Origin of the sequence: Ruegeria meonggei (assembly GCF_900172215.1) — a bacterium.
In the GTDB taxonomy this organism is placed as follows: domain Bacteria; phylum Pseudomonadota; class Alphaproteobacteria; order Rhodobacterales; family Rhodobacteraceae; genus Ruegeria; species Ruegeria meonggei.
On record NZ_FWFP01000005.1, the window covers coordinates 114,524 to 127,187 of the forward strand.

Annotated in this window: 11 protein-coding genes; 4 read left to right on the forward strand and 7 right to left on the reverse strand. The window is 58.2% G+C overall.

Going from position 1 to position 12,664, the window contains the following annotated elements:
• Positions 1–2: 2 nt before the first annotated feature.
• The 3 genes from hemW to rph are packed head-to-tail and all read right to left on the reverse strand — an operon-like array spanning position 3 to position 2,471.
• Positions 3–1,157: a radical SAM family heme chaperone HemW gene (hemW, locus tag RUM8411_RS09600; RefSeq protein WP_085822479.1), complete on the reverse strand. Its 1,155-nt coding sequence runs from the start codon at positions 1,155–1,157 to the stop codon at positions 3–5.
• Positions 1,147–1,761, reverse strand: coding sequence for an RdgB/HAM1 family non-canonical purine NTP pyrophosphatase (gene rdgB / locus RUM8411_RS09605; protein ID WP_085822480.1), 615 nt, complete (start codon positions 1,759–1,761; stop codon positions 1,147–1,149). Before rdgB ends, hemW begins: the two co-directional genes overlap by 11 nt.
• A complete protein-coding gene (rph, locus tag RUM8411_RS09610) occupies positions 1,758–2,471 on the reverse strand; it encodes a ribonuclease PH (protein WP_085822481.1) in 714 nt (237 codons plus the stop codon). The genes rdgB and rph overlap by 4 nt, the downstream gene beginning before the upstream one ends.
• A 112-nt stretch (positions 2,472–2,583) precedes the next feature.
• Between rph and hrcA the strand changes: the two genes are divergently transcribed.
• Positions 2,584–3,648, forward strand: a complete 1,065-nt coding sequence (gene hrcA, locus RUM8411_RS09615; protein ID WP_085822482.1) for a heat-inducible transcriptional repressor HrcA — start codon at positions 2,584–2,586, stop codon at positions 3,646–3,648.
• 10 nt (positions 3,649–3,658) lie between these two features.
• Positions 3,659–4,222 carry a nucleotide exchange factor GrpE gene (locus RUM8411_RS09620; protein WP_085822483.1) on the forward strand — a complete coding sequence of 188 codons (564 nt, stop codon included), beginning with the start codon at positions 3,659–3,661 and terminating at the stop codon, positions 4,220–4,222.
• Positions 4,223–4,253: 31 nt separating this feature from the next.
• Here RUM8411_RS09620 and mutS read toward each other — a convergent pair whose 3' ends face one another.
• On the reverse strand, positions 4,254–6,866 hold the full coding sequence (mutS, locus tag RUM8411_RS09625; RefSeq protein WP_085822484.1) for a DNA mismatch repair protein MutS: 2,613 nt from the start codon (positions 6,864–6,866) through the stop codon (positions 4,254–4,256).
• 161 nt (positions 6,867–7,027) lie between these two features.
• Here mutS and RUM8411_RS09630 point away from each other — a divergent pair, with 161 nt between their 5' ends.
• Positions 7,028–9,283 carry an NADP-dependent malic enzyme gene (locus tag RUM8411_RS09630; protein WP_085822760.1) on the forward strand — a complete coding sequence of 752 codons (2,256 nt, stop codon included), beginning with the start codon at positions 7,028–7,030 and terminating at the stop codon, positions 9,281–9,283.
• A 3-nt stretch (positions 9,284–9,286) separates the two neighbouring features.
• Positions 9,287–10,156, forward strand: coding sequence for a ribokinase (locus RUM8411_RS09635; RefSeq protein ID WP_085822485.1), 870 nt, complete (start codon positions 9,287–9,289; stop codon positions 10,154–10,156).
• On the opposite strand, the gene msrA is transcribed toward RUM8411_RS09635, so the two are convergent.
• The 3 genes from msrA to RUM8411_RS09650 form a co-directional block, all read right to left on the reverse strand.
• A complete protein-coding gene (msrA, locus tag RUM8411_RS09640; protein ID WP_085822486.1) occupies positions 10,153–10,824 on the reverse strand; it encodes a peptide-methionine (S)-S-oxide reductase MsrA in 672 nt (223 codons plus the stop codon). The two genes, RUM8411_RS09635 and msrA, sit on opposite strands and share 4 nt — an antisense overlap.
• Before the next feature lie 98 nt (positions 10,825–10,922).
• Positions 10,923–11,204, reverse strand: coding sequence for an SCP2 sterol-binding domain-containing protein (locus RUM8411_RS09645; RefSeq protein ID WP_085822487.1), 282 nt, complete (start codon positions 11,202–11,204; stop codon positions 10,923–10,925).
• Positions 11,205–11,347: 143 nt separating this feature from the next.
• The gene (locus RUM8411_RS09650) at positions 11,348–12,574 is read right to left on the reverse strand and encodes an argininosuccinate synthase (RefSeq protein ID WP_085822488.1); all 1,227 of its coding nucleotides are present in this window, start codon (positions 12,572–12,574) and stop codon (positions 11,348–11,350) included.
• Between the last annotated feature and the right edge of the window lie 90 nt (positions 12,575–12,664).

Consider the following 12,664-nt stretch of genomic DNA (forward strand, 5'->3'; position numbering starts at 1 on the left):
ATCTATCCCAACAGTTCTCGGATCACAGCGTTCAGCACTGCACGTCCATTTTTGGTTGCAACAAGGTGCTCGTCTGCATGGGTAACCATACCGTATTCGATCAGGTCAGACAGCTTGTCCTGGCGCAGCGGTTGCCCTGACAAGGTCTCAAACCGATCTATATCTAGTCCATCTGTAATACGCATCCCCATCATGAGATATTCGTTGGCCTGATCCTGTCGCGAAAGCTCTGTGCGTTCTTTCTCACCAGATCCGTTTTCGACAGCAGTAAGCCATGCGTTGGGGGACAGATAGGTTTCAGTCGCCAGTTTTTGGCCGTCCAGCGTGATGCGCCCATGCGCTCCGGGGCCAATGCCCACATAATCGCCATAGCGCCAATAGATCAGGTTATGCTGTGATTCCGCGCCGGGGCGCGCATGGTTTGAGACTTCGTAGGCAGGCAGCCCATGCGCCTCGCAGATCTCTTGCGTGGCCAGATACATGTCTGCGGCACTGTCATCTTCGGGCAGTCCGCGCAGTTTGCCGATAGCATAGCGATCACCAAAGGCGGTGCCGTCTTCGATGGTCAGTTGGTACAGTGACAAGTGATCCACTGCCATCGACAGGGCTTCGGTCAGTTCAGCGCGCCAGGCGTTCAGCGTTTGGTGCTGACGGGCATAGATCAGATCAAAACTTACACGGTCAAAGCAATTGCGCGCGACATCAAAGGCGGCGCGGGCCTCGGCCACCGTGTGGATCCGTCCCAGTCGACGCAGGTCATCGTCATCCAGGGCCTGAACCCCCATCGAAATCCGATTGACACCGGCATCGCGATACGCCGCAAACCGCCCGGCCTCGACCGAGCCGGGATTGGCCTCAAGCGTGATTTCCATGTCATTGGCAGGTCGCCACAAGGCACGGGCCGTGTCGATGACCGCAGCAACCGTTTCAGGCTCCATCAGTGAAGGCGTCCCCCCGCCAAAGAAGATCGTATTCAAAACGCGGTGAGGGGTTTCAGCAGCCGCGCGATGAAGTTCGCTCAAATAAGAAGTAAGCCATTGTTTTTGATTTATATTCTTCGAAACATGGCTGTTGAAGTCGCAATAGGGGCACTTGGCCTCGCAAAATGGCCAGTGCACGTATAGGCCAAAGCCCCCGTTGCGCCAATCATCCGTCAAAACAGCCCTTCACGAACATGTCCACCGCGCGGCCGCGATGGCTGATCTTGTTCTTTTCCCAGCGATCCATTTCGGCAAAGGTAATGTCGTGACCCTCGGGGACAAACATTGGGTCATAGCCAAAGCCACCCTCGCCACGGATGGGCCAAACCAGATGACCGGGGGCGATGCCTTCGAAAACTTCGTCATGCCCATCAGGCCAGGCCAGAACCAGCGTGCTGCGGAATTGCGCTGTACGTGGATGCGCGGCGCCTTTGGCCTCAAGCTCTGTATAGGCCCGTGTCATCGCCATCAGGAAATCGCGCCCATTTCCGGTTTCTGCCCAATCCGCGGTGTAAACACCTGGTGCGCCATCCAGCGCGTCGATTGTAATTCCCGAATCGTCCGACAGGGCAGGCAGGCCGGTGGCCTTGGCAGCAGCATGGGCTTTGATCCGGGCGTTGCCGACGAATGTATCCTCGGTTTCTTCCGGTTCGGGCAGGTTCATTTCACCCGCGCCCACGACGCTCACTCCAAAAGGGCTGAGGAGATGCGCCATCTCTTCAAGCTTGCCTTTGTTGTGAGTCGCCACCAGCAACCTGTCGCCGTCGAACTTACGGGTCATGCGGTGGCAGCCTTCTGCGCGGCAACCAACTCGCCCACGCCTTTTTCCGCCAGATCCATCAGCTGGTTCATTTGATCGCGGCTAAAAACGGACCCCTCTGCCGACATCTGGACTTCGATCAGTTTGCCTGATCCGGTCATGATGAAATTGCCATCCACGCCCGCTTCGCTGTCTTCTGGGTAATCCAGATCCAGAACTGGCTGACCAGCATAGATACCGCAGGACACAGCAGCAACCGGATCGACCAGTGGATCGGAAATCACGTCACCCGTTTTCATCAGCTTGTTCACTGCAAGACGCAGCGCAACCCATCCCCCGGTGATCGAGGCGCAGCGGGTGCCGCCATCGGCCTGGATCACGTCACAATCGACGGTGATCTGACGCTCACCTAGCGCAACGCGGTCGACGCCGGCCCGCAGGGAACGCCCGATCAGGCGCTGGATTTCCACGGTGCGGCCGCCTTGCTTGCCGCTGGCTGCTTCGCGCCGCATCCGGGTATTGGTCGCACGGGGCAGCATGCCGTATTCTGCGGTGACCCAACCCAGCCCAGAACCCTTGATGAAGGGCGGCACGCGGTCCTCGATCGTGGCGGTACACAATACATGGGTGTCGCCGATTTTGATCAGGCAGGAACCTTCGGCATGTTTGGTGAATCCAGTCTCAATTGAAACCGGGCGCATTTCGCTTAAATCTCGTCCAGAAGGGCGCATGGGAAATCCTTTGTTTGCTGGCTTGGGGATACCGCCCCGTGGCGTTACGATGCAACCCCGATTGACCTTTCACAGGCCTGCTATTTAATGACAATCCAGCAAGGGATGGCAGATGAGCGAAGCAAGCAAGATTCTGGATGAGATGAATGACCGGTCGCGAGAGGTGTTTCGGTTGATCGTCGAGAGCTATTTGGACAGTGGTGAGCCGGTCGGCAGCCGCACCCTGACCCGTACTTTGTCAGAAAAAGTCAGCGCCGCGACGGTGCGCAATGTGATGCAGGATCTTGAGTTTCTGGGCCTACTCGACAGCCCTCATATCAGCGCGGGGCGGATACCAACCCAGCAGGGGCTGCGCATGTTTGTGGACGGATTGCTTGAGGTCGGTGATCTGGGCAAGGACGATCGGCAGAAACTGGATGAGACATTAGGCTCTAACGCAGGCGATGTGGGCGGCATGCTGGACCGCGTGGGATCGGCCTTGTCACACGTGACACATGGTGCATCCCTGGTTCTGACCCCCAAGCAGGAATCCGAGATCAAACACATCGAGTTTGTCTCACTGGCGCATGATCGGGCATTGGTTGTTCTGGTATTTGGGGATGGTCATGTCGAAAACCGTCTGTTCACACCACCGCCTGGGCAAACGCCAAGTTCGATGCGCGAAGCCGCCAATTTTCTGAATGCCCTGATCGAGGGCCGTACGATCAGCGAAGTGCGGCGTCAGATGCTGTCACAGATCGATGCCCGCAAACAGGAAATTGACGTTCTGGCGCGGCAAATGGTCGATAGCGGCATGGCTGCATGGGACGGGGATGACGGCGACTCGGCCCGTTTGATCGTGCGTGGACGGGCGAATCTGCTGGGTGAACCGGGTGAGGCCGAGGAACTGGACCGCATCCGGACACTATTTGACGATCTGGAACGCAAGCGCGATATCGCCGAATTCCTTGAGTTGACCGAAGAAGGCGAGGGTGTGCGCATTTTTATCGGCTCTGAGAACAAACTTTTCTCACTTTCGGGTTCCTCTTTGGTGGTGTCTCCATATATGAACGCTGATCGAAAGATAATTGGTGCGGTTGGGGTCATTGGGCCCACGCGTCTGAACTATGGACGGATCGTGCCGATCGTGGATTATACGGCGCAACTGGTTGGCAAATTGATTTCCGACCGGAGCTAGAGGGTAAGAGATGGCAGAGCCCAAGAACGAAGAATTTCTGGACGATATCATGTCCGCGGAAGCTGAAGAGCTGGCTGAAGAATTTGCTGAGATCAGCGATGAAGCGCTGGAACTTGATGAGTTGCGCGCTCAGCGGGACGATTACAAAGACAAGTTCATGCGCGCGTTGGCGGATGCCGAGAACGCGCGCAAGCGCGGCGATAAGGCCCGCCGAGACGCAGAGCAATACGGTGGGTCAAAACTGGCGCGGGACATGCTGCCGGTGTACGACAACATGAAGCGCGCGCTAGAGGCCGCGACCGACGAACAAAAAGAGGTCGCGGGACCGCTGTTGGAAGGCGTTGAGCTGACCATGCGCGCCCTCAAGGACGTGTTTCAGAAACACGGGATCGAGGTTATCACCCCCGAGGTCGGCGACCGGTTCGATCCTAATGTGCATGAGGCGATGTTCGAAGCGCCGGTTCCCGGAACCCGCGCTGGCGACATAATTCAGGTCTCGGCCGAAGGCTTTATGCTGTATGACCGCCTGCTGCGCCCGGCGCAAGTGGGCGTCTCGTCGACCCCCGCAAGCTAAGCCGGTTTCGGAACAGGAATTGTTGAGGCGGTCAGGTTCTGGCCGCCTCTTTCAGTTTATAGATCAGGTCCAATGCCTCACGCGGGCTCAGCTCGTCCGGCAATACCTCGTCCAGAATTCCTGTGACCGGAGACGCTTTTGGCGCCGGCGGCGGAGGAGGAGCGGCGGAAAACAACGGCAGATCATCGATCAGCGCTTTTTGCTTGCCACCTTCCCGTTCGGTCTTTTCCAGCTGATCCAGAACAACCCGCGCACGGTCAACCACAGATGCGGGCAGACCGGCGAGTTGCGCGACCTGTACGCCATAAGACCGGTCGGCGGCACCCTTGTGGACCTCGTGCAAAAAGATCACCTCGCCTTCCCATTCCTTAACCGTAACAGTGGCGTTTTCGACCCCTTCGAGTTTTCCAGCCAGGGCGGTGAGTTCGTGATAGTGCGTGGCGAAAAGCGCGCGGCATTGATTGGATGCGTGCAGATGTTCCAGCGTCGCCCAGGCGATGGATAGCCCGTCATAGGTGGCCGTTCCGCGACCGATTTCATCCAGAATAACCAGGGCCCGGTCATCTGCCTGGTTCAGGATCGCGGCGGTTTCCACCATTTCGACCATGAAGGTCGACCGTCCCCGCGCCAGATCATCCGACGCACCTACACGGCTGAACAGCTGGCTGACTACGCCGACATGCGCGTGTTCCGCCGGAACAAAGCTGCCCATCTGGGCCAATAGGGCGATCAAGGCATTCTGGCGCAGGAAAGTCGATTTACCAGCCATGTTGGGCCCAGTCAGCAACCAGATGGCAGCGCCGGTATCAGCGCTCAGGTCACAATCATTGGCCACGAAGGCATCACCGCCTTGTTGACGCAACGCGTGTTCGACAACCGGGTGACGCCCGCCCTGAATGTCAAACGAACGCGAGGTATCTACTTTTGGGCGGCACCAATTCTCGGCGCGTGCCAAATCACCCAGGGCGGTTGTCAGATCCAGTTCTGCCAGCCCTCGGGCGGCTTGGTTCAGACGCGCGGCGTGATCCAGTATTTCGCCAGTAAGCCTTTGATAGAGCCGTTTTTCGATTTCTAACGCCAGATTTCCCGCGTTCAGGATGCGCGTTTCAATTTCAGACAGCTCAACTGTTGTGAACCGGACCTGATTGGCGGTGGTCTGGCGGTGAATATATGTTTCGCTGAACGGCTGGCTCAGCATTTTCTGGGCATGGGTCGCGGTGGTTTCGATGAAATAGCCCAGAACGTTGTTGTGCTTGATCTTCAACGAGGTGATGCCGGTGTCGGTTGCGTATTTTTGCTGAAACCCGGCAATGACCGAGCGGCCTTCGTCGCGCAGGGTGCGGGCCTCATCCAGCTCGCTGTCGAATCCGGGCGCGATAAATCCGCCGTCTCGCATCAGAAGCGGCGGTTCGGCGACCAGTGCCTCATCCAACAAGGTCAGAAGATCGTCGAAACCAACCAGGTTTTGCACGGCGGTGGCCAGTAAAACCGGCAGGTCGTGTTTACTACCCAGTTCGGCAATTGCCTCAGCCTGCGTCAACCCGTTTCGGATAGCGGTCAAATCGCGGGGGCCGCCGCGTTCCAATGACAAGCGCGACAGGGCGCGGTCAAGATCGGGGGTTTTGCGCAACGCATCGCGGATATCCTGTGCGATCAGACTGTCTTCGGTCGCGAGACTCACCGCATCCAGACGGGCGTGTATGACGTCCAATGTACGCGACGGGCTGGACAAGCGCTGCTCCAACAGCCGCGCGCCACCCGGTGTTACAGTGCGATCAACAACCGACAGTAACGATCCCGGGCGTCCCCCTGACAGGGACCGGGTCAGCTCCAGATTGCGGCGCGTTGCGGCATCGATCTGCACCACGCGGTCCCCGGATTCGGTCTGGGGTGTTTGCAGCAGCGGCAGTTTGCCCTTTTGCGTGATCTCCAAATAGTCGATCAGCGCGCCCATCGCGGACACTTCAGCGCGCCCGAAATTGCCAAACGCATCCAATGCGCCGACGTGAAACAGCGCGCAGATACGCTTTTCGGCGGCGGTGCTGTCAAAGCTGGCGCGCCCGATAGGGGTCAGCGAAATGCCCAGATCACTGGCGGGTTCGTGCAATGCCTGTTCGGCGCCGTCGGCCACGATCAACTCGGACGGGGCCAGCCGCGCCAGCTCCGGGCTGAGGCGCACGGATGTTAAAGGCATCACATGAAACGCACCGGTTGAGATATCGGCCCAGGCCAGCGCAGCCTCATCCCGCACCTCGGCGTATGCGGCCAGAAAATTGTGGCGGCGGGCCTCAAGCAGCGCGTCTTCGGTCAGCGTTCCCGGGGTGACCAAACGGACAACATCGCGCTTTACGACTGATTTAGAGCCTCTTTTCTTCGCCTCAGCCGGGCTTTCCATCTGTTCACAAACGGCGACGCGAAACCCCTTGCGGATCAGCGACAACAGATACCCTTCGGCGGCATGGACCGGTACGCCACACATCGGGATGTCTTCGCCATTGTGCTTGCCGCGTTTGGTCAGGGCGATATCCAGCGCCTCGGCGGCGTTGACCGCGTCCTGGAAGAACATCTCGTAAAAGTCGCCCAACCGATAGAACAGCAGAGCGTCGGCATGGGCCTCTTTGATCTCAAGATATTGCGCCATCATTGGCGTGACTGTGGACAAAGGCGGCCCCCTTTTGGCGTATTCCGGGCGCGACCTTACAAATCCCCCACCCGTGACGAAAGGTGAAAACGTATTGTCGTTGAGACGCAGCCCCGCCTGCGCTATGACGCATCAGCCCCGAAGTCATGGAAACGACCCCGAAAATGCCCAAAGCGAAGATCACCAAAGAAGAGGCGCTGGCCTTTCACCTGGACCCCACCCCCGGCAAATGGGAGGTGCAGGCCACCGTCCCCATGACCACGCAGCGTGATTTGTCGCTGGCCTATAGCCCGGGCGTGGCTGTTCCCTGCGAGGCCATCGCGGAAAATCCGGAAACCGCCTATGACTATACAAACAAGGGCAATCTGGTTGCCGTGATCTCAAACGGGACGGCTGTTCTGGGCCTTGGCAATCTGGGCGCGCTGGGGTCAAAACCGGTGATGGAGGGCAAGTCGGTGCTGTTCAAACGGTTCGCCGATGTGAACTCGATCGATATTGAGCTGGACACCGAGGACCCGGACGAGTTTTGCCGCGCCGTGCGCCTGATGGGGCCGACCTTTGGTGGTGTCAACCTTGAGGACATCAAAGCGCCCGAGTGTTTCATCATCGAACAACGCCTGAAAGAAGAGATGGATATCCCGGTCTTTCACGATGATCAGCATGGCACGGCGGTGATTTGTGCGGCGGGGCTGCTGAACGCGCTGCATATCTCGGGCAAAAAGATCGAAGACGTCAAGATTGTCCTGAACGGCGCGGGGGCCGCTGGGATCGCCTGTATAGAGCTGCTCAAGGCCATGGGCGCACGGCACGACAATTGCATCGTTTGTGACACCAAGGGCGTGATCTACCAAGGCCGAACCGAGGGGATGAACCAGTGGAAATCGGCCCACGCCATCACCACCGATCTGCGCAGTCTGGAAGACGCAATGAAGGGTGCGGATGTGTTTCTGGGCGTGTCGGTCAAGGGGGCTGTGACGCAGGATATGGTTGCCAGCATGGCCGACAACCCGGTGATTTTTGCCATGGCCAACCCAGACCCGGAAATCACTCCGGAAGAGGCACATGAGGTGCGTGTGGACGCCATCGTCGCCACGGGTCGCAGTGACTATCCCAATCAGGTCAACAACGTTTTGGGCTTTCCCTATCTGTTCCGCGGTGCGCTGGACATTCACGCCCGTGCCATCAATGACGAGATGAAGATCGCCTGCGCCCATGCATTGGCCAATCTGGCACGCGAGGATGTGCCGGATGAGGTCGCGATGGCCTATGGAAAAACGCTGGCCTTTGGCCGCGACTACATCATCCCGACGCCATTTGATCCGCGCCTGATCCACCGTATCCCGCCTGCGGTTGCCAAGGCCGGGATGGATACCGGTGCGGCCCGGCGTCCAATTATCGACATGGACGCTTATGAGCTGAGCCTGAAATCCCGGATGGACCCAACCGCCAGTATTCTGCGCGGTCTGAACGCACGTGCCCGTGCAGCCCAAAGTCGGATGATCTTTGCCGAGGGCGACGATCCGCGAGTGTTGCGCGCTGCTGTGACCTATCAGCGGTCTGGCTTTGGCAAGGCGCTGGTTGTTGGTCGTCCCGATGACGTCAAACAAAAGCTGGAACAGGCCGGACTAGGCGACGCGGTGCGCGAGCTGGAGGTGGTCAATGCCGCCAACACCACGCATCTCGAGGCATATACGGATTTCCTCTACAAACGCCTGCAGCGCAAGGGGTTCGATCGCAAGGATATCTACCGTCTGGCGGCGCGGGACCGGCATGTATTCTCGTCCCTGATGCTGGCGCATGGGCATGGCGATGGTCTGGTCACCGGGGCCACACGCAAATCTGCGCATGTGCTGGACCGCATCAACCATGTGTTTGATGCCGACGCGACCTATGGCGCGGCAGGTGTGACAGCCCTGCTGCACAAGGGACGGATCGTGCTGATTGGCGATACGCTGGTGCATGAATGGCCGGATGAAAACGATCTGGCGAATATTGCTGAACGCTCTGCTGCCGTAGCCCGTCATATGGGGCTGGAGCCGCGTGTTGCGTTTGTCAGTTTCTCGACCTTTGGCTATCCGGTCTCGGAGCGGGCCGAAAAGATGCACCGCGCGCCGGCGGTTCTGGACCAGCGCGGTGTCGATTTCGAATACGAAGGTGAAATGACCGTGGATGTGGCCCTGAACGTCGATCAGCAGGCTGGCTATCCGTTCCAGCGCCTGACCGGCCCGGCGAATATCCTGATTGTTCCGGCTCGGCACTCAGCATCAATTTCGACAAAGTTGATGCAGGAAATGGGCGGCGCGACCGTCATCGGCCCAATCCTGTCGGGCATCGATAAGCCGATTCAAATCTGTTCGACCGTGTCGACCGCAAATGACATTCTGAACATGGCCATTCTGGCCTCCTGTGATATCGGATAAGACATGACGATCTGGAACCTCGGCTCGATCAACGCGGATATGATCTATGACGTACCGCATCTGCCCGGACCGGGGGAAACACTGTCGGCCAATCGTCTGGATCGGTTTTTGGGAGGCAAGGGTGCGAATATGTCGGTGGCGGCCGCACGCGCCGGGGCACGGACAGCACATATCGGTGCTATCGGGCCAGACGGGCGCTGGGCGCTGGATCGCCTGACCGAGTACGGCGTTGATACCCGCCATATTGAGCAGGCCAAGGTGCCCACGGGCCACGCCATAATTGCGGTGGATGCACAGGGCGAAAACAATATCATTCTGTTTCCCGGCGCAAATCATGCGATTTCGCAGGATCAGTTGGGGCAGGCGCTGTCATCTGCTGCACAAGGTGATCTGCTGGTGATGCAGAACGAAACCAGCCTTCAAGTCGAGGCTGCAGAAACGGGCCGGAAGCTGGGCTTGACGATCTGCTATGCCGCTGCGCCGTTTCAGGCCGATGCGGTTCTGGCCGTGCTGCCCTATCTGGATTTCCTCATCCTGAACGAGGTCGAAGCAGAACAGCTGCGTGCGGCGACTGGAAAGTCGGTGACTGATCTGAACATCGAGCATGTGATCGTGACTTTGGGATCAAAAGGCGCGCGGTATTACCTGCGGGGCACGGCATCGAATTTCCCGGCCCATAAGGTGCAGGCGGTGGATACCACAGGCGCGGGGGATACATTCACGGGCTATGTTCTGGCCGGAATGGACCACGGAATGCCAATGGCACAGGCGATTACTCAAGCGAACCGTGCCGCAGCCCTGATGGTAACGCGGCACGGAACGGCGGATGTCATTCCGGATTTGAAAGAGGTGCGCGAGGCGCGGTTCGATTAAGACCCGGCAAACGGCGCGTCATTGCCCCATAATTGCTTTACACGGGCGTCGCGTCCACAGGCCTTGCGATACGCTTTATAGGCATTGAGCTGACGTTTGGGGCCAAAACGGGTGAACACCAGTTTGCTGCCTTTGTAGTAATCCTGATGATACGCCTCGGCAGGGTAAAACGCGCCTTCCTGCAGGATCGGGGTCACCACTGTTTGTCCCAACGCCCGCTGGGCGTCTGCTTTGGCTTGTTCCGCGAGCGCCTTTTCCCCAGCATTAGAGACGAAAATGGCTGTGCGATAGCTGTCACCGCGGTCACAGAACTGCCCGCCCGCATCAGTTGGATCGACGGAGCGGAAGAACATGTTCAGCAGTGTTTCACGGGAAACGCGGGCCGGGTCAAAGGTGATCTGGACGGCCTCGTAATGTCCTGTGCCGCCCTTGGTAACCTGATCATAGGTCGGATCGGCGGTTTTACCGCCAGCAAATCCTGAAACGGCACCGACCACACCCGGTACGGATTCGAAATCGGACTCGACGCACCAGAAACACCCGCCAGCCACGGTCAGGGTATCCGTCCCCGCAGCGGGTGCGGGCAAGGCACGCAACATGGCAATCAGCGTAATCACAGCAAACAAAAGCGCTGGTTTAGCGTAGTCCAGATAAGCGATGCGGGTCATGGCAAGTCTCCTTCAGGGATCAAGCTGCCCTGTGATCACCAATTGCGCAATCGTCTGACATCGTTTGTCACGGGGTGGTGAGACGAGTTTATCGACCCTCAGCCCAGCAACTGCCCCAGTTTCATCGCCACACCCATATTGCCCGAAATCTTGAGCTTTCCCAGCGCCACGCCAGTCATAGGGTTCAGCTTACCGGTCAGTAGTTTGGTCAGGTTTTCCTGCGAAATGCGGATCGTGCAATCGGTGTCCTGATCCTGTGTGCTGGCCTGATTGCCGGCCAAAACGATCACACCGGCATCGCCACAATCGAATTTGAGCGAGCCGTCAAAGCTCTGACCTTTCAGGCCTTTTTGAATCCCGTCTGCGATGTCCTGAAGCATGAAATCCCCTTCCCTAATTGGCCTCTGCGTAAAGCGGGTTCAGGCGATGGGCAAGATTGACCCCACGGGACCTGAGGCAGCGCAAACAAAAAAGCCCCAGCGCGTTATGGCCGGGGCTTTTTTACGGGAATGCAGAGACTTGGTTACTTTGACAGCCGTTTGTCGCGTGCCGCCAGCAGTTTCAGGCGCAGCGCGTTCAGCTGGATAAATCCGGCCGCGTCTTTTTGATCATAGGCACCGGCGTCGTCCTCAAAGGTCACGTGCTCTTCAGAATAAAGCGAGTGATCCGACCACCGACCTACGGTTGACGCCAAGCCCTTGTACAGCTTCAGCCGCACGGTGCCGGTGACATGTTCCTGTGACTTGTCGATGGCGGCCTGCAGCATCTCACGCTCGGGCGAGTACCAGAAGCCGTTATAGATGATCTCGGCGTATTGCGGCATCAGCTGATCTTTCAGGTGCATTGCGCCACGGTCCATGGTGATGGATTCGATGCCGCGATGCGCCTCGAGCAGCACTGTGCCACCAGGCGTTTCATAGATGCCGCGTGACTTCATACCGACAAAGCGGCCTTCGACCAGATCGAGGCGGCCAATACCGTGCTTGCCGCCATATTCGTTTAGCTTGGTCAGGATGGTGGCCGGGCTCATCGCCTCACCATTGATGCTGACCGCGTCACCTTTTTCAAAGCCGATCTCGATGAATTCGGGCTCGTTAGGTGCGTCCTCAGGGTGGACCGTGCGCTGATAGACGTAATCGGGTGCCATATCGGCCGGATCTTCCAGAACCTTGCCCTCGGACGAGGTGTGCAGCAGGTTGGCATCAACCGAAAACGGCGCTTCGCCGCGCTTGTCCTTAGCAATCGGAATCTGGTTGGCTTCGGCAAATTCCAGCAGTCGGGTGCGGCTGGTCAGATCCCACTCGCGCCACGGCGCAATTACTTTGATGTCTGGGTTCAGCGCGTATGCAGCCAGTTCGAACCGCACCTGATCATTGCCTTTGCCGGTTGCCCCATGGGCGACGGCATCAGCGCCGGTGGCCTTGGCAATCTCGACCAGACGCTTTGAGATCAGTGGGCGGGCAATTGAGGTGCCCAGAAGATACAACCCTTCATAAACCGCATTGGCGCGGAACATAGGGAAGACGAAATCGCGGACGAACTCTTCGCGGATATCTTCGATATAGATGTTCTCGGGCTTGATCCCCAGCAGCTCGGCCTTTTGGCGGGCGGGCTCAAGTTCTTCTCCCTGACCCAGATCGGCGGTGAAGGTCACGACCTCACAACCATACTCGGTCTGCAACCATTTCAGGATGATCGAGGTATCAAGGCCACCGGAATAGGCCAGAACAACTTTCTTGGGCGCGGACATCTGACTTCCCCTTATTCGTAAGACGATTGGCCCCTAACGGGTTTTGCAACCGGGGGCAAGTTATGTGCGTTGACGCGGCACAGTAAATGG

Excerpts from the sequence above, each read along its gene's own strand:
- rph (WP_085822481.1), bottom strand. The coding sequence starts at position 2,471 with ATGCGCCCTTCTGGACGAGATTTAAGCGAAATGCGCCCGGTTTCAATT.
- msrA (WP_085822486.1), bottom strand. The coding sequence starts at position 10,824 with ATGACCCGCATCGCTTATCTGGACTACGCTAAACCAGCGCTTTTGTTT.
- RUM8411_RS09645 (WP_085822487.1), bottom strand. The coding sequence starts at position 11,204 with ATGCTTCAGGACATCGCAGACGGGATTCAAAAAGGCCTGAAAGGTCAG.
- rdgB (WP_085822480.1), bottom strand. The coding sequence starts at position 1,761 with ATGACCCGTAAGTTCGACGGCGACAGGTTGCTGGTGGCGACTCACAAC.
- RUM8411_RS09650 (WP_085822488.1), bottom strand. The coding sequence starts at position 12,574 with ATGTCCGCGCCCAAGAAAGTTGTTCTGGCCTATTCCGGTGGCCTTGAT.
- hrcA (WP_085822482.1), top strand. The coding sequence starts at position 2,584 with ATGAGCGAAGCAAGCAAGATTCTGGATGAGATGAATGACCGGTCGCGA.
- RUM8411_RS09620 (WP_085822483.1), top strand. The coding sequence starts at position 3,659 with ATGGCAGAGCCCAAGAACGAAGAATTTCTGGACGATATCATGTCCGCG.
- mutS (WP_085822484.1), bottom strand. The coding sequence starts at position 6,866 with ATGATGGCGCAATATCTTGAGATCAAAGAGGCCCATGCCGACGCTCTG.
- RUM8411_RS09635 (WP_085822485.1), top strand. The coding sequence starts at position 9,287 with ATGACGATCTGGAACCTCGGCTCGATCAACGCGGATATGATCTATGAC.
- RUM8411_RS09630 (WP_085822760.1), top strand. The coding sequence starts at position 7,028 with ATGCCCAAAGCGAAGATCACCAAAGAAGAGGCGCTGGCCTTTCACCTG.